The organism is Roseovarius sp. AK1035 (assembly GCF_003288315.1).
GTDB classification, from domain to species: Bacteria; Pseudomonadota; Alphaproteobacteria; order Rhodobacterales; family Rhodobacteraceae; genus Roseovarius; species Roseovarius mucosus_A.
In genome coordinates this window covers 2,822,109-2,838,968 of record NZ_CP030099.1, presented here as the reverse complement: position 1 = coordinate 2,838,968, position 16,860 = coordinate 2,822,109, and the positions used below count along the sequence as shown (strand labels likewise).

Sequence of the window (16,860 nt, the reverse complement as noted above, 5' to 3'; positions counted from 1 at the left end):
AGCCGATGTGTCGATGGTCGACCTCAAAGTGTCAGCGGGCCATGCTGCACCACCGCATAGATGCTTTGAGCCCGAAGCGGGTAGTAGGAATGAGCCTAACAATCCTAACGGGTCAGTCGTTTGTGTCTGGCGGCCCGCGTCGATGGGCAAGATTCATTCTCACAATCAAGAAGGCAACCAACAAGAAATGCTCAGTCAGTTACGAGTACCCTTTATCGTCAAAGTCACAGCGGCATTGCTGATCGCTGGGCTGTTTCCGTTGTGGTTTGTTTCGACCAGTGATCTGGAACGCAGTTCGCGACAGGCTCACCTTTCAGCCGAGGCGCTTCTAACCTCTGCGTTGAATCTGAAGCGAAAGTCCGTTGAGAGCTATTTCGACGCGACAGTGCGCGCCATGCAAACCGTCGCCGCTTCCCCCGCTACGTTGGACGCCCTGCGTCGGTTGGACAACGCCGTAGAGCAGTTGCATGCAGCCCCAACCGTAAACCTTGACAACGCAGCGATGCAGGGCCGTTTCGACGCGCAACGGGATGCGACCGAGGACGCCTCCGCGACGGCGGCACAAGTTTGGATCAACGACCTTGATGAACGGGCGCGCTTGTTGCAGCAGCTTTTCATTTTCGGCAATCCCGCAACGATTGGGAGCAAACAAGCGTTGGCCAATCCCGGCGATGGAAGCCTTTACAGCACACTGCACGCTCAATTCCATCCGGCGCTGAATGCGACTTTGGACAGGTATGGGTTTTACGACTTTTTCTTGATCGAGCCTGTAAACGGGCGCATTATCTATTCCACTTTCAAGGAAACGGACTTCGGCACGTCACTCCGCAGCGGTCCCTATCGTGATACGGAATTCGCGAAATCTGTCGTCGAGATAATCGAAGGCAATACCGTCCGCGATTACACTTTCGTCGATTTTGCCCCCTATGCCCCGTCAAACGGTGCAGCAGCGGCATTCTTGTTGCTGCCAATCCGCGATGAAGGCGCTCTCGCAGGGGTGTTCGCGGCCCAATTGCCTTCGGATTTTGCCGATGATGTGCTGGGGCTGACAACGGGGCGCTATGGCAGTGAAGATGCCTATATCTTTTCCGGTGACATGGGATTGCGGTCAATCCCGCTGCTAAGTCGAGAAGCCGAAGTTGGTATGCTTTTCGATACCCCATTGGTTCGCAGCATCAATGAAACTGGTGGGACAGACACAAGATTTTTCGAAGGCATCAGCCATCATGGCGATCCCGTCTTTGCAGCCAGCGCCCCTCTATCACTGTCCGGGCTAGACTGGCGCGTTGTGACCGAGATTTCAAAGGACGAGGTGCTCGCCGACGCAATCAAAGGCAGACAGGAAGCGCAGCGTAACATGCTGATTTTGGCAGCTGCCATCTTTTTCGCTGGCCTCTTGCTGGCGCGTTTGCTGATCCGGCCAATACGCATATTGGGCAGCGAAGTGCAGGGGCAAGCGAAACAGGTGGTCGAGGCGCTATCCCATGCCGCAGAACAGGCGCGCTCGGCTGCGGTCGCGATGGCGAGCACCGCCGAAGAAACATCCCGGCAGTCCAAAGCCGCCAAGGACAGCGCCTGTGAAACGGCTGCCTCGGTCGATGCCGTAGCACAGGCGTCCGAAGAGCTGTCATCCTCTGTTGCCGAGATTGTTCAGGGTATCGGCCGCACGGCCCAACTGGTTGACTCCGCGTCCGGGCAAGCAGACGCGGCTTCCCGAATCCTTGCAGAGTTGGAGCGTGTTGCCGGGCGCATTACGGGTATCGTGGGTCTGATCAAAGAGGTCACGAATAGAACAAATCTGCTTGCGCTGAATGCCGCTGTCGAGGCCGCACATGCTGGCGACGCTGGACGCGGGTTCGCCGTGGTCGCCGCAGAAATAAGGAGGCTGGCAGTGAACACCGCCGAGTCCACTGCGCAGATCGGCGAGGAAATCCAGAACGTCGTCGCCGCCGTGGCCAGCAATTCAACCGCGATACATTCGATCTCTGCTTCGATAAGCGAAGTTAACGCCCAAGCGGGAACGATCTCGGCTGCGGCACAGCAGCAAGGTACCGTCACCACCAGCATTGCATCGCGCATGTCCAGCACGGCCACGCGGATGAATGAGGTTGATAGCGGTATTTCAGAGGTTCAGAAAGCATCCCAGCTGGCATCAACTGCGGCGAACGAGGTCATGTCGCTGATGCAACATGTTGACGATGCGGCATTGCGGATGACAGATACGATGTCAGAATTTGTCAGGCGCATCCGTAGCATCTGATGCGTCAAAGCTGGCGAGTTAATGGGGCACAACTGGATCCGAAAAATCGGGAGCAACGAGGCGGGCATGCGCTGAATCAGGGGATGCCCCATCGGCGCGCAGATGTCCGAAGCGGATACAGATGTTGCAGATGCTGTCTAACCTCGACCTCGCGATCTTCGACCGGTTTACCCACCAACGCAGCCTTCTTTCGGTGGACGGCGAAAGCTATCAGCCGACCTCGCCTCTCAAACAATATGCTTCACCAAGTCAGAGTGGCCCCTTTGGTGAGCCCAGCTCAACAGGCTGACCGGCGGCCTAGGGCCGGCCTTACTCAGCCAGATCATCCAGACTTACGCCAAGCGCATTGGCCAAGGCCCGCAGGGTCGTGACCGAGCCCTGCTTACGACCGGTTTCGATCTCGGCCACAGTCACGCGGTTCACGCTCGCTTTTGCGGCCAGGGCGGCTTGTGTCATCCCGCGCAGGTCTCGGTAGACGCGCAAAGCGTTTTCGCCGTTCAACAGGCGGTTCGCGTAGTCCGCCGGGATCAGTCCATCCTCGCCCGCCGCAAGCGCGGCCTTGGCGCGGTCATAGGTCTGCAGATCGGCCAGATCGTCAGCCGCGGCTCGCAGGCGGTCGTATTCTTCGCGTCGGGCGGGGAGCGGTCTTTCGATCTCCTCATGTGAGCGTCCGCTCTGTGCCTTGGCAAAGCTCTTGCAGTTTGGCGTGATTGTTCAAGACTGGTGTTCGTCCGCGCGTTAATTGCCGTTCAAACCATGAACGGGAGTTACTCATGCGCTTCACTCTGAACGGACTAGGTCAGGATATTCCGGCCGATTGGGCGGATGAGCCGCTGTTGGTCCTGTTGCGGGAACACATCGGACTGACAGGTGCGAAATTCGGCTGCGGAGTTGGCATTTGCGGGGCCTGCACGATCATCGTGGAAGGTGCCGCCACGCGCGCCTGCATGATCCGCTCCGGCGATATCGAGGGTCTGAACGTCCGCACGATCGAGGGGCTGGCCGACGCGGACAGCTTGCACCCTGTCCAGCAGGCCTGGTTGGACCTCGGAGTGCCGCAATGCGGCTATTGTCAGGCTGGTCAGATCATGGCGGCTGTGGCGCTGCTGGAGGAAACGCCTGACCCATCGGAGGATGACATTGATGCGGCGATGGACGGCAACCTGTGCAGATGCGGCACCTATCCGCGTATCCGTGCGGCGATTGCCCGCGCGGCGGAGCGTGTGTGATGCGGCGGCGTGCGTTTCTGGCGGCCTCGGCCGTGGGGCTTGTGGCCGCTATCGGTGCGACGGCGTGTTCGCGCATCCCAGTTATCCCCAAACGCCCTGATCCGGACGTCTCGACTGCCATCGGATGGATCGCGCATCGGGACGGGCATTTCACCCTGACCCTGCCGCGCGCCGAGATGGGACAGAACATCGCCACCGCACTGAAGCAGGTCGCCTGCACCGAGCTTGGGGCGGAGTGGGACCGGGTCGACGTGGTCCTGCATGCGACCGACATGCCGCGCGTCAAGGCGACGGTGGGCAGTGAATCGGTGATGCTGTTTGCCGAACCGTTGGCGCAGGCCTGTGCCGCCCTGCGCGATGCCCTGGCTGCCGGACAGGTTGCAGGACTGGTCCGTGTCAGGGCGCGTCGTGTCTCCGAGTTGCGCGCATTGCGCAGCGGTGGCCTGATCGGCGCCAGCCCCGAACTGGTCCAAGCGCGCGGGATCGTCACGGGCGAACCGCTTTATGCGGCCGATATCCGACTGCCGGGAATGCTTTATGGTCGGGTGCTGCGCGCCCCAGCGTCCGTCGAGTTGCACTCTGGCCCCCGGCGCTGGGATATCGACGCGGCGCGCGCGGTGCCTGGCTTTGTCGCGGTTGTCGAGGATTGTGGCCCGCCGATTGGCAAGGCTCAGGGGCTTGGCATTGTCGCCGCCCGACCCGGCGCGCTTGATGCAATTGCTGAAGCGTTGCAGGTGGAGTGGGATGTGGCGGGCCAACACCCCCACGCGGATATCGCGCGCGCCATTGACGTCGATGCCCGTCTTGGAGCGGGCGCACTCCCGCACAAGGTTCTGAACGGCGCGCCCGAGGCTGGCCCGTGGGATGTCGATCTGCGTCTTGATATCCCCATGGCAGCCCATGGCCCGATCGAGCCGCGCGGAGCCGTAGCATCATGGGAAGACGGGGCATTGCGGGTCTGGGCCGGTACGCAGGATGCCTTCTACATCCGAGATTTTCTGGCCGATGCCTTCGGGCTATCTGCCGGGGTAGTCACTGTCCAATCCTGCCGGATTGGCGGGGCCTTCGGCGGCAAGACGATTTGCACGGTTGAGGCAGAGGCGGCGGCACTCACACTTGCCGTGAGCAGCCCCATCAAGGTGCAGTGGACGCGCGCTCAGGAATATGCGCTTGGGTTCCACCGCCCGCCGTCTTCTCACCGGGTCAGGGCGCGCGTCGGGCAAGGCCGGATCACCGACTGGGACCATGCGCAGATGAGTTCGCATATCATGTTCACCGCCGCCGTCGTGCCATCCTGGATGCAGCGCGGCACCGACGTCTTTGCCGGCGATGGTGGCGTGGCGCGAGGTATGGCCGCGCCCTATGTGCTGGGCCGTGCCCGCGCAGCTTATGACATGGTGCGCCTGCCTGTGCATACCGGCCCATGGCGCGGGCTGGGTGCCGGGCCGAACGCGCTGGCTATTGAGAGTGCCATGGACGAGGCGGCACTGGCCGCAGGCGTCGATCCCTTGGCGTTCCGCCTTGCGCATGTTGCTGATCCGTTTTTGGCGGCATGTCTTGAGCGGGTGGGTGAAATCTCTAGTTGGGGCAAAACGCCTGCGTTCTCCGAGGGTCTGCGGGTGGGACGCGGTATCGCCTGCGGCACCTACAAGGAGACCAGCCATGCGGCGGCCATTGCCGATGTGGCCGTCGATGCCCGTGGTCGGGTGCGGGTCACGCGAATGTGGTGCGTGCATGATTGCGGGCTGGTCATCAACCCTGATCAGGTCCGTGCGCAATGCGAAGGCAATCTAGTCTGGAGCCTTGCCATGGTGCTAACCGACGATCTGCCCACGGAAGACGGGCGCGTCACGGCCCAGACCTTTGCGGATGCCCCAATCCCGCGCATGACCGATACACCCACACTCACCGTTGATCTGATCCAAAGCGATCGTCCGCCACAAGGCGCAGGCGAAACCGTCATGGTGGCAGGCCCCGGCGCCATCGCCAATGCGATCCGCGCAGCCACCGGCCGACGCTTGGTCCGCTTTCCGGCGCGGGCCGGGGACCTCGCGTTATGATGGCGTTCGGCTACAAAAGTGCCCTGACCTTTCGTGTTTTGCCCTGCCTCCGAAAGAGGGTGCCGGACCTTCGTTCTTTTGAACATCCCCCTGTTTTGGATTATCCTCTGGCTGGAAAGGGTTAACGTGCATGGCTCAACGCATTGAAGGACAGGATTTCACTTCGGCCGCCATGATGCGCCTGGTCGCAATGGGGCTTGCACGGCAGGGCATTTCCATTCCCGTGCCGACGTCCCCGACCGCGCATGTTTCGCTTGCGGACAAGCGTGCGGTCCTCGGCGCTGTCTTGGCCTGCCATGGCCCGTTGGCCATCCTGTCCATTGCAGACGCCGCATGCGCCATGGCCCCCGAGCCGGTCGTCCAAGCCTTGACCAATGCAAGGGACATACCTGATCTCATGGAGCGCTGGCACAGGCTGGAGCGCTTCAGCCATGGGCGACACAGGGTCGAGATAGAGCAGCTTTCTCTGCACCGCTTTCGACTGACCCACCGCGCGCGTGACCATGGCCCGCCGCCATCCATGGCAGAAAGCTTGTTGGTGCTTGGGCTTCTTACAATCCTGACCGAGATGACCGGATCGACGGATGTGACGATGAAAACTGACGCGGGCGCGGTCTGGCGCAGCGAGGGTAAATGGCATGACCCGCGCACGTTACAAGGTGTCGGCAGTGTCGTCCTGACTGCGGCATCGGCAAGCAGAACGGTCGAAGTGCATGACAATAACCCGGAGACCGATCTGGTATCACGGTTGCGAGGCCGTCTTGTTGCAGACCCGGTGCGCCGCTGGACAGTGGCCAGTCTTGCGGCCGAAGCTGGCGCCGCGCCCCGCACCCTTCAGCGCCGCCTGACCGAAGGATCGGCTTCCTTTTCCCGCCTTGTGACCGATGCGCGGATCGAGGTCGCTGCAACCCACCTGTGCAAATCCAATGGCCCAGCACTTGCAGAGATCGCCTTCATCGCAGGCTTTGCCGATCAGGCCCATTTTGCTCGCACATTCAGCCGAACCGTAGGCACAACCCCGAGCAGCTATCGCGCAGACTTTGGCCAGTAGCAGATCTGAAGCCCGCCATCTGCCTGAACGTATTACAAAGTTTCACCTGCAGAATGAGCCTTACACATTGCGGACACTCAGGTCTCATTTGCTGATCGGCCGCTAAGGGCCGGTCTTGCTCTCAAGGCAAAGGCCGCGTCCCAACTATGCAAACCCCGCTTTCTGCGCACTGCGGCCATTCGTGACCTTCGCAGCGAAAGTCTGCTCCGGGTCGTTAGCCGACATATCAAGCACGCTCTGCGGTCTTTTCGGTCACCGCCGTCAAAGAGCCCAGATAATGCACCATGAGCTTTCTTGTCAGCGGAGCAATCAGTCTGATGTCAAAGCGAAACACCCACGCCAAAAGGCGCGCCCAGAGGCTTTTCCACGACTGTCTCAAAAGGCTGGAAACAACCAGCTGCGCTGATTTGCGGGTGATCATGGCGCCAATGTTGAATTTCGCGAGGAATTGATCCAGGGTCCTTAGCCACTGTGACCCGCTGGTTTCAATAAATCCGCCTCTTTTTCATGAGGTTATCATGTTTCAAAGGGGGCCGCGCCACATGGAAAAACGGGTCAATCCGACGCGAAAATCAACAATTTGCATATCGACTGAGCGCGTTGGCAGATCCTCAGCCGCCGGGGCTCTGTCGCAAAACCCGGATGGGGGACACCGTCAGGATCTGATCAATCAGAGGGGACGTATCCTCTCCAAAGCGACCTGCGCTGTTCAGTCCCGCCCCGATCAGTTGGACGACATCCGGCGAACCGGCAAATGCCGAATGACTCCATGAACTGGAGTCGTTGATGTCTGACAGGTCGATCACGGTCAGCCCGAATTCCTCAAGATCCCTGAGCGGGGCAGCCCCCACACGGGGCACACCACCGGCAAGGCGGGCAGAAACACGCAAAGCGGCGTCCCGCTCTGAGATTAGCAAAAAGATCGAGCGTCGGATTTCGGGGGATAACCGGTTGAGCTGTGCTCGGAACAGATCAATGTCGATATCGGGCGCGGCCAGAACGATGGTATTCAGATTTTTTCTACGGCCCAGCTCACCGCTTCGATCACGCTCCACAAGACCTTCCATAGTCAAGAGACTGCCCATGGAATGCGCGAAAACATCAACGCTATGCGCCTTGGTCTGTCCCAGAATCTCGGCTATTTCAGGCACCATATCCCGGGCGATCAGAGCGCTGTTGAGATCGTGAACATACCGGATCGTGCGTGCCGCAGATGCCCAGCTCAGCAAGACAGGCACGCCTTCAAAGTTGGTATCCTCGACAAACTGACCCAACCGCAACAGGGAATCTGTTGGCGTATTGTTGAACCCGTGGACAAAAAGCAGGATCGTCCGCTTGTCGGCGGCGCGGCTTGCAAGCTCGCGGTTGATCGCGTCAACAAAGGCAACATCACCGGCATAGGTCACCGGATCAACGGCCATGAACTCTGTTCGCGGGTCAGGCGGCAGGCGTCTTGGTCGCTTCAACTGGCCGATGGCATGGGTCGGAGGCACCAACACATCCACAGATGCAAGACCAAGGGTGCGCGCACGGTTGGCCGACAAGAACGCTCCGGGTTCCTCGGACGGCGCGCGGCTGCTTGTGATAAAAATTCGGTGCCGCGTGCTCTCTGCCTCAACCGCCGGGCGGAGTGCCGGATTGTCGATGCCAATGATTTCAGGAGGACGGCTGCAGGCCGTTAGGATCAGTGTCATCAAGACACCGATAATCAAGGTGCAGCGACGGAACACAAGGACAGGCGCAGGAACTCTGGATTCGTGTGCAAGACCCATGTCGCCCCCGCTAGGTTGGAAGTTTCCCAAGCACATTCGGTCAGGCTCCCGAAGTTGTCCAGACGAGGATTGACCCAACCGGGTTGATCCTTAGGGCGGCATCGGGCCGTCGAGCCTGTTTGCGCGGCGCGGATCAACGGTCCGGATGGTCCTGACCTTCGCATCACCATCAATTCGGGCATTTGGGCTGGATTGTCAGGTGGCCATGGTGCCATGTAATGCGGTAGACTGTCACTCCGAGGTACAGGGATGCGCGACAAGGAAAATCGCCCCGATGGCGTGATTGAACTGCTGCCGAGACTGTTCGGGCCGCTCTCTCCCGCGGGCATTCTGGTTGGAGCCGTGCTCTTTGCCATGTCGCTCACGCCGTCGATGGTGCCGCGCGGCCCCGAGATACAGGGAGCACTTGGGGGTCTTGTCTTTGCGATTGGTTATGCGGCGGCATACGTTGTCAGGTCAGGCGTTTACTGGCTGGGTGTGCAACCGGCTTTCCGGCCATCGCGCGTGCAAATCTACGCGATCTATGCGCTCGCGCTGATGATCTGCGGCTTTGGCCTCTGGATGGGCGCAGAATGGCAGAACTCTATCCGCGTAGTCTGGGGCCTGCCCGAACTCGACGGCTTTGCCACGACCTTTGTTGTCGCAATTGCCCTGGCCGTTGCCGCGCTACTAATTTTCGCCGGGCGACTTTTTGAGCTGCTCGCGGCCAAATGGTATCGCCGCACCGCGCGGTATCTGCCGCCGCGGGTCGCGCGGGGGGTCGGGCTGCTCTTGGCGCTGGGGATCTTCTGGGCTGTGATCGACGGGATTGCCTTTCGCTTTGCCCTCAGGACGATCGACACCACGTCGCGGATCGCCGATCTGGTGATCCCGCCTGATCTTGCACCGCCGACGGACGCGGACACGCCGGGGAGTGCGGCCTCGCTGATCGCATGGGAGGATCTGGGGCGTTGGGGGCGCGGCTATGTGATCTCGGGCCCCGACCGCGCCGACATCGCGGCGTTCTGGGAGAAACCGGCCCGCCAACCGATCCGGGTCTATGTCGGGCTCACCGCCTCGGGGACGGTTGAAGAGCGCGCGAAGCTCGCCTTTGACGAATTGGTGCGGGTGGGCGGATTCGAAAGGAAATACCTTGTCATCGCCACGCCCACCGGGTCCGGCTGGCTCGACCCCGGTGCGATGAATACGCTGGAGTATATCACGCGGGGCGACGTGGCCACGGTCGCGATCCAGTATTCCTACCTGTCCAGCCCGATGTCGGTGATCATCGACCCTGAGAACGGGCTCGCGGAATCCCGCGCACTCTTTGATCTGATCTATGGGCACTGGACCGCGCAGCCACCGACAAACCGCCCCCGCCTCTATCTGCACGGTCTGAGCCTTGGGGCTTTCCTGTCACAGGAAACCGTTCCCCTGCTGAATATGTTCGGGGATCCCTTTCACGGCGCTCTGTGGACCGGCTCGCCGTTCCTCAGCGACATGTGGCGGATGGTGCAGGACCGGCGCCATCCCGACAGCCCGGCATGGCGTCCAAAATTCGGAAACGGGTCTTTGATCCGCACCGCCAATCAGGATGGCGGGCTGGAGCGGTTTGAGGCCCCATGGGGACCGATCCGCCTTGTGTTCTTGCAATATGGCAGCGATCCCATCGTCTTTTTCGACTATTCTCTGGCTTGGCGGCGTCCCGACTGGCTCAGAGCGAACCGCGCGCCTGATCTGGGGCCGGACATGCGCTGGGTGCCTCTTGTCACGATGTTGCAGGTCGGTTTTGACATGGCGGTTGCGGTTGGAACGCTGGGCTATGGCCATGATTACGCCGCACGCCACTATATTCCCGCCTGGGCCGAAACGCTGGAGCCTGCAGGCTGGACCCCCGAAATCGAAGCGCGGCTCATCGACCATCTGAGGGATCTCACCCCGCGCTAAAGCAATTTCAGAAAAGTTGATAGACTTTTTGGGTTTGAAATTTCGCCAATTCAAAGGGTTAAAGCGTGTTGGCGTTTCAGCGAAATGCCGAAAGGCTTTAGGCGGGAAAGCGGAGCCTGACCCGCAGACCCGGCCCCGCATCTTCGAGGGTCAGCGCCGCGTCATGCACTTGGGCGATGCCCGCCACAAGGCTCAGCCCCAGACCGTTTCCGGGGGTCCCGCGGCTGCGATCCAGCCGGTAGAGACGGCGCAGCACCAGATCCCGCTCTGCCTCGGGAATGCCGGGGCCGTTATCCGTGACCGACAGGTCGATATGGGTCTCTGCCTCTGATAGGGCAACGGTAATCGTGGTGCCTTGCGGGGTGTGATGCATGGCATTCTCGATGAGATTGGCCAGAACCTGCCCCAAAAGGGTGCGGTCCCCCATCACCGGGCGCAAGGGCGCATCCGGCAGGGCGCAGATCAGCATTTGCCCATTCTCGGCCGTTGCAGGATCGTAAACATCACAGAGCGTCTGGCACAGTTCTGACAGGTCCACCGGCGCAAACCGCCCTCGTGGCGAGCCGCTTTCGATCTGCGACAGTTGCAAGAGCGCGTGAAAGATCGCCACGATCCTGTCGAGTTCCGCCTGAGCCCGGCCCAGCATCTCCCGCGCCTCCTTGGTCAGATCCGGGCTCTGGCTCAGATCGTCCAGATGCACGGCGGCGCGCTGGATCGGGGTCTTGAGGTCATGGGCAATATCCGAGGACACCTGCCGCAGGCTCTCGACCGAATCCTCTTGCGCGCGGGCCATCTGATCGACCTTGGCGGCAATGCGCGCCAGATCGTCTGACCAGCCAGTGACATCCCCCACCCGCGCCTCTCGGTTTCCCGATGTCAGGTGATCCAGCGTTCCGCTGATAACCGCCACATGCCGTGCGCCGCGCCGCGCCAGCACCCACCCGCCCGACAGCGCCACAAGAACCGTCGGCAGCAGCGAGATACCCAGGATGTTGAGAAACGCATCCCGCAGCGCGTCGATATGCGCAAGGCTGCGCGCCACGGTCAACTGGCCACCCTGCAGCGATGTGGTCAGCGCCAGAAATCGCCCCTCAATCTCGGGATTGCCCGGAAGATAGGATATGATCCGATATCCATCCGCATCGCGCGCCACCAGCGCATTGCCATAATGCCGCCCGTTCGGGGCGAAATAGCTCAGCACGACCCGCTCAGGATCGGTGCTGCGTGCCTCGGCCTCGACCAGTGCGGCGAGGGCGGCGGCAGACGGGGCCGCGCGAAACCCCGCCATATCCTGCGTAAGATCGGCGCGGAGCGTCTGCTCGAAAGAGGACCGCGTGTAGAGGTAACTCGCCCAAAGCCCCAGCAGCGATACCAGCGCGAACAAGAGCACAAGCCCTGCCGCCAGCCGGATCGGCATAGAGCGCAGCAAAAAGGCGCGCCTCAAGGTCATGCGTCGATCCGGTAGCCGGCACCGCGCACCGTCTTGATAAGTTCGGTTGTAAAGGGTTTGTCAACCTTGGCTCGCAAGCGGCTGATATGGGTTTCAACCACATTGGTCATCGGATCGAACGAGATATCCCAGATCGCCTCGAGCAGCATCGTGCGTGTCTGCACGCGCCCCTTGCGGCGCATGAGATGTTCGAGAATGGCAAACTCACGTGGCAAAAGGTCAATCTCCTGCCCCTCTCGCGTCACCTTGCGGGCGATCAGATCCATTTCCAGAGGGCCTGCGCGCAACACGGTCTCTTGCTCCAGCGCATGCGGACGCCGCGCCAGCGCCGCAACCCGTGCCGATAACTCGCCAAAGGCAAAGGGTTTGACCAGATAATCATCCGCCCCCGCGTTCAAACCGCTGACACGTTCGTCGACGCTGCCAAGCGAGGTCAGGAAAAGAACCGGCGTGTGGTTGCCCGCGCCGCGCAGGGTCTTGACCAGTGTCAGCCCGTCGATTTCAGGCAGCATTCGGTCGATGATCAGAACGTCATAGGGTCCGCTCGTCGCCTGAATCAACGCATCCCGCCCGTTGCTGACCAGATCGACGCTCTGCCCTTCCTCGCGCAGACCCCGCGCGATATAGGCCCCCGTCGTTGCATCGTCTTCGACCACAAGCAGCTTCATGTCATCCTCGTGATTTCCTTGGCCTGTGAACCGGCTATCCCCGTTGGAACCGATTTGCACCCGTTTTTGGAAGCGCCTGCCCTTCCTAAACTATTTGTATAGTTGGGCACATCCGGCTGTGAGACCCGCGCATCATATGGGCACCATCGCACGCAACACAACGGAGCTTTCAATGATGTCCTCCACACCTCTTTCCCGTCGCCTTGCAGGGTCCGCAGCCCTTGTCGCCGTCTTGGGCGCAACAGGCCTTTCTCTCGGCATCGCCAGCCCGGCACTGGCTGTCCCTGCGGGGGGATATGGCGATCTTGTCGCCGCCGTCTCGCCCGCCGTGGTCTATATCGAAGTCACCGCCAAGTCACAGCCGACCAACATGTCCGGCCAATTGCCCGAAGACCTGCCCGAAGAGCTGCGCCGTCAATTCGAGCGGATGATGCCCGAGGGTGAGATGCCAGCCCGTCAAGGTCTTGGATCGGGCTTCATCATTTCCGAAGACGGCAAGATCGTCACCAACAACCACGTGGTCGAAGGTGCCGAGACCGTGACCGTCAAATTGGCCGATGGCCGCGCATTCGACGCCACCGTTATCGGCAGCGACCCGCTGACTGATGTGGCCGTTCTTCAGCTTGACACAGAGGAACCCCTGCCCTTCGTGCGTTTCGGCAAGTCGGACACGATGCGGGCCGGGGATGAGGTGGTTGCAGTTGGCAATCCCTATGGTTTGGGCGGCACGGTGACCTCCGGCATCGTCTCGGCCCTGTCGCGCAACATCAATTCTGGCCCCTATGATGACTATATCCAGACCGATGCCGCCATCAACCGGGGCAATTCCGGTGGGCCTCTCTTTAACAACGCAGGCGAGGTGATCGGCATGAACACCGCCATCTTCTCTCCCGATGGTGGGTCGGTCGGCATTGGCTTTGCGGTGCCGTCGGACCTCGTGCAGCACATCGTGGCGGACCTGTCGGATGACGGCATGATCACCCGTGGCTGGCTGGGCGTGCAGATCAAGCCGATGCCCGAGGATATCGCGCAGGTGCTGGGTTATGACACCCCCAGAGGCGCTGTGATCGAGAATGTGACGCCCGACAGCCCCGCTGCCAAGGCGGGCCTCATGCAAGGCGACATCATCCTCAGCTTCAACGAGACCGCGATTGCCGAGTTGCGCGATCTGACCCGCGCCGTGGCGGCGACCGATCCCGAGGCCGTCGTGCCGGTCACCGTGCTGCACAAAGGCACGGAAAAGACCCTCGACGTGACGATTGGCACATTGGCTAATCCGAACGCCTGAGGAAAATCCGTGTCGGCGCATCCATGCGGCGCCGACACGGACAACTCACCCGACATATTGCGCAAACCCGCCCCTCCCGACCCGTGCCAGCTCATTTTGGAAAGAGGAATGTCGCCCCAAAGCGTATCCCCCAATCATCGGGACCTGCGGCTGGGCTGTCGGCCCAATAGCGAACGCCGCCGAACAGGCTGACAGGCTTGCCCCCGATCCGCACCAGTTTTGAGGCCACTGCATTAACTGGAACCGCCCAGTCCTCGGTCTCCCAGTCATAGGCAGTCTCAGTCTGCAAGGTGAAGGTCCAAGCATTCTCGGTGGTGTAAGACACGAAGGGCTGCACAAAGCTCCTGTTGATATCCGCGCGCGCGCCATCACCGGCAAAGGACCAAATATGGTTGGCCAGCCCCCCCACTGTCCAGGGCCCGCGTTGAACCAGCACGACGCCAGTCGGCCCTGCCCCCCATTTCTCGGAACCGAGCAGATCATCGGTCGCAGTCGGAAAGAGCACGACAGACCCCAGTCCCCAAATGACACCGCCCGCCGTGGGGGCCTTGGGCGAGAAGAAGAAACTCTGGAGAATGTCGCCAAGGCCGCTCTGCGATCCTGATCCAGGCACGACATCATCCTGATGGATGATCGGGACAATCGTCCGCGAAATCAGGTTCCAATTCTCGCCGATAGAAAAGGGAATAACCGGCTGGACGTTAAGAACCAGTCGCGATCCATCGCCATTTGGTCCGATGCCGTCGTCCTGATTGAACTGGAACGGCACGCTGATGAGCGAGGCGACCGGATTTGCCAGTTGCTGGGCAAGCTCTTCGGCGTCTTGGGCCAAGGCCTGCCCGCCCCATGGGCCAGCAAGCAAGAGGCTGAGGCCCACAGCGACAAGATGTCGGCGCATGGATCGTCTCCTTTTTGAGGTTGATCTGCTCCGGGGTGTCCTAAGGCGGATGCTGCGCCTCCGGCGTTCTGCCGTCGTCCCGGAATGCAAGGTCAAGCGAACAAGGGGGTGGCAAGCGATGATCCTGCGCTGACCACCAGAGGTTTACTCGGAAATGACAGCCCCGACCGTAGCCGCGTAGGGGTCTGTATCCGCCGCATCAGATTTTGCCTTGGTGCCGGGCATGATTTCGAACCTTGGATCGAAATCTACCATCAACGCCGCAAGCTGTCCGAGGATTGCCAGATCGCCCTCGGCCGTTGCCGTGCCATCGGCAAGCTGTTCTTCCAGTGGCTTGATCCCCGCCATCGTCACCTCCAGATCGGCACGGTTGATCGTCAGCGTCAGGTCCGCCGCCGGGTCCTGGAACCCCTGAATGTTTGTCAGCGTTGCGTTCCGCAACTCGACGATGAACTGCTCACCATTGTCCGGCGTCACAAGATTGATGCTGAATTCCAACCCCTCCGCCCTTTGGCTGTCCATCCGGATGCCAAGGAAGTTGAGGAAAAGCTCGGTCGACATGGCCCGAATGATATCCGGCCCGGTCGAGCTTGCGGTTGCGCCCTGAGGAATACCTGTCCGAAGCTCGTAGGCCGCCGCGAGGAAACTGTTGCGCAGCCCCGGATTCTCTTGCTGATAGCCAAGCTGTTCAAAGACGTCGGCCAGCAGGTCCTTGGCCTCGACATTGCCCGGCTCCGCCTGAACCAGCTTGTTCATGATCTCCGAGGCAAGCAGGTAGTCGCCCGCGTCAAACAAGGCGCGCGAGCGCGCGATGATCCGCTCGGACCCGCCCATCATCTCGACATAAAGCGGGGCCGAGTCGGCGGGCGATAGCGGGATTAACGTTGCAGGGTTGCAATCCCAGAACCCAAGAAAGCGCTGTGCCACACCACGGGCGTTATGTTCAGGAGAGCCGTGATAGCCCCGACAATGCCATTTCGCCTGAAGCCCCTTCGGCACCTCATAGACATTGTGGATCTGGTTGATGGTGACGCCCTGATTGGCGTAGTGAAGAACCTGGTTATTGGCGTTGGCATAGAGATCGCGCTGGTCGCGGAGCACCTCTTGAATGCGCGCGTTGCCCCAACGTGGCCAGTGATGCGAGGCGAACATGACTTCGGCCTCTTGCCCAAAGCGGAACAGCGCATCGGCGATATATTTCGACCAGTTGAGCGGATCGCGCACCGGAGCACCGCGCAGCGTGTAGATGTTGTGCAGCGTCGCGGTCACGTTCTCGGCCATCCACAGCGCCTTCATCTCGGGGATATAGGTGTTCATCTCCCGAGGGGCTTCGGTGTTGGGCGTATTCTGAAAGATCATCCGCAACCCGTCGATCTCGACCTCTTCGATGGGCTCGGTGATCGAGCGCGTGGGCGCGATCAACCCGGATGCCCCGGCAGGCACAACATGGCCAAGGCCCTGCGTTACAAACCCGTGCGGGGCCACCGGCAAAAGCAGGCCGTATTGGTAGAACAGCCGCCGGTTCATCGCATTCCCGGCATAGACGTTTTCCGAGATGGTAAAGTCCATGAAGCCGCCCGGGGCGATGATTTCGACCCGGCCCGAGGTTACCTCTTCATCGCTGACAATGCCACGCACCCCACCAAAGTGATCCCCGTGCGTATGCGAATAAATCACCGCCTTGAGCGGGAGACCGTCGCCAACCTCGCGCTGGAACAACTCCCAGGACGCCCGCGCTGTCTCGGCCGCTGTCATGATGTCAAAGATGATCCAGCCCGTCTTGCCGCGCACGAAGGTAATATTGGCAAGATCGGGGCCACGGACCTGATAGATGCCCGGAATGACCTCGTAGAGCCCATAGTTGTTGTTGAGCCGCGCAATCCGGAGAAGTGAGGGATGGATGCTGTCAAAGGTCTCTTGCGTCTCGTTGAATAGAAACCTCTCGTGATCCCAGGCGACGTTGCCCGCATCCGCCATGATCTTGAGGTCAGGCAGGGGGGCAAGGAAGCCGCGCGCCTGCTCTTCGAAATCCCGCGTATCCGAGAGCGGCAGATTTGCCACTGACGCCTCGAGCGCCCGGATGGTGTGAACGCTGGGCGCCTTGCCTTTGGGGTGGAAATGACCCGCAAGCGGTGGCGGCGCTTCCTGAGCCAAGGCTGGCCCCTCGTTGAATAGCGCACCGCTCAGCGCAAAAGCTGCGCCCGTAACGGGGATGGCTCCGATGAATTGGCGCCTTGTGGTCATTGTGCTCTCCTTAT

The 16,860-nt window shown here is 60.9% G+C and carries 14 protein-coding genes; 7 read left to right on the top strand and 7 right to left on the bottom strand.

Translation table 11 applies throughout. From position 1 onward, the window contains the following. Positions 1 to 142: 142 nt before the first annotated feature. Together RAK1035_RS13560 and RAK1035_RS20255 are read left to right on the top strand one after the other, a co-directional pair. Positions 143 to 2,260 carry a methyl-accepting chemotaxis protein gene (locus tag RAK1035_RS13560; protein ID WP_008282151.1) on the top strand — a complete coding sequence of 706 codons (2,118 nt, stop codon included), beginning with the start codon at positions 143 to 145 and terminating at the stop codon, positions 2,258 to 2,260. Between the two features lie 121 nt (positions 2,261 to 2,381). Next, positions 2,382 to 2,549 (top strand): hypothetical protein, encoded by a 168-nt coding sequence (locus RAK1035_RS20255; protein WP_157132420.1) that lies wholly within the window; start codon positions 2,382 to 2,384, stop codon positions 2,547 to 2,549. A 20-nt stretch (positions 2,550 to 2,569) separates the two neighbouring features. On the opposite strand, the gene RAK1035_RS20525 is transcribed toward RAK1035_RS20255, so the two are convergent. After that, positions 2,570 to 2,716 carry a helix-turn-helix transcriptional regulator gene (locus RAK1035_RS20525; RefSeq protein WP_008282150.1) on the bottom strand — a complete coding sequence of 49 codons (147 nt, stop codon included), beginning with the start codon at positions 2,714 to 2,716 and terminating at the stop codon, positions 2,570 to 2,572. A 317-nt stretch (positions 2,717 to 3,033) separates the two neighbouring features. Here RAK1035_RS20525 and RAK1035_RS13550 point away from each other — a divergent pair, with 317 nt between their 5' ends. From RAK1035_RS13550 to RAK1035_RS13540, 3 genes are all read left to right on the top strand, one after another. Next, positions 3,034 to 3,489 (top strand): (2Fe-2S)-binding protein, encoded by a 456-nt coding sequence (locus tag RAK1035_RS13550; protein ID WP_008282149.1) that lies wholly within the window; start codon positions 3,034 to 3,036, stop codon positions 3,487 to 3,489. Then, on the top strand, positions 3,489 to 5,549 hold the full coding sequence (locus RAK1035_RS13545) for a xanthine dehydrogenase family protein molybdopterin-binding subunit (protein ID WP_008282148.1): 2,061 nt from the start codon (positions 3,489 to 3,491) through the stop codon (positions 5,547 to 5,549). Before RAK1035_RS13550 ends, RAK1035_RS13545 begins: the two co-directional genes overlap by 1 nt. Before the next feature lie 130 nt (positions 5,550 to 5,679). Next, positions 5,680 to 6,600, top strand: coding sequence for a helix-turn-helix transcriptional regulator (locus RAK1035_RS13540; RefSeq protein WP_008282147.1), 921 nt, complete (start codon positions 5,680 to 5,682; stop codon positions 6,598 to 6,600). Between the two features lie 226 nt (positions 6,601 to 6,826). Here the strand turns inward: RAK1035_RS13540 and RAK1035_RS13535 are convergent, their stop codons facing one another. Further along, on the bottom strand, positions 6,827 to 7,021 hold the full coding sequence (locus RAK1035_RS13535) for a hypothetical protein (protein ID WP_008282146.1): 195 nt from the start codon (positions 7,019 to 7,021) through the stop codon (positions 6,827 to 6,829). 190 nt (positions 7,022 to 7,211) lie between these two features. After that, positions 7,212 to 8,294, bottom strand: coding sequence for an alpha/beta hydrolase (locus tag RAK1035_RS13530; protein WP_112303162.1), 1,083 nt, complete (start codon positions 8,292 to 8,294; stop codon positions 7,212 to 7,214). Between the two features lie 327 nt (positions 8,295 to 8,621). On the opposite strand from RAK1035_RS13530, the gene RAK1035_RS13525 reads away from it, so the two are divergent. Next, a complete protein-coding gene (locus tag RAK1035_RS13525; RefSeq protein ID WP_008282144.1) occupies positions 8,622 to 10,298 on the top strand; it encodes an alpha/beta hydrolase in 1,677 nt (558 codons plus the stop codon). 97 nt (positions 10,299 to 10,395) lie between these two features. On the opposite strand, the gene RAK1035_RS13520 is transcribed toward RAK1035_RS13525, so the two are convergent. Both RAK1035_RS13520 and RAK1035_RS13515 read right to left on the bottom strand, forming a co-directional pair. After that, the gene (locus RAK1035_RS13520) at positions 10,396 to 11,748 is read right to left on the bottom strand and encodes a sensor histidine kinase (protein WP_008282143.1); all 1,353 of its coding nucleotides are present in this window, start codon (positions 11,746 to 11,748) and stop codon (positions 10,396 to 10,398) included. Beyond that, positions 11,745 to 12,416: a winged helix-turn-helix domain-containing protein gene (locus RAK1035_RS13515; protein WP_008282142.1), complete on the bottom strand. Its 672-nt coding sequence runs from the start codon at positions 12,414 to 12,416 to the stop codon at positions 11,745 to 11,747. The genes RAK1035_RS13520 and RAK1035_RS13515 overlap by 4 nt, the downstream gene beginning before the upstream one ends. A gap of 175 nt (positions 12,417 to 12,591) precedes the next feature. Between RAK1035_RS13515 and RAK1035_RS13510 the strand changes: the two genes are divergently transcribed. Next, complete coding sequence (locus RAK1035_RS13510; protein ID WP_037298385.1) at positions 12,592 to 13,704, top strand: trypsin-like peptidase domain-containing protein; 1,113 nt, start codon at positions 12,592 to 12,594, stop codon at positions 13,702 to 13,704. Between the two features lie 91 nt (positions 13,705 to 13,795). Here the strand turns inward: RAK1035_RS13510 and RAK1035_RS20520 are convergent, their stop codons facing one another. Next, the gene (locus RAK1035_RS20520; protein ID WP_008282140.1) at positions 13,796 to 14,602 is read right to left on the bottom strand and encodes a hypothetical protein; all 807 of its coding nucleotides are present in this window, start codon (positions 14,600 to 14,602) and stop codon (positions 13,796 to 13,798) included. A gap of 144 nt (positions 14,603 to 14,746) precedes the next feature. After that, entirely contained in the window at positions 14,747 to 16,846 is a 2,100-nt protein-coding gene (locus RAK1035_RS13500) for an alkyl/aryl-sulfatase (protein ID WP_008282139.1), read from the bottom strand. Positions 16,847 to 16,860 lie beyond the last annotated feature (14 nt).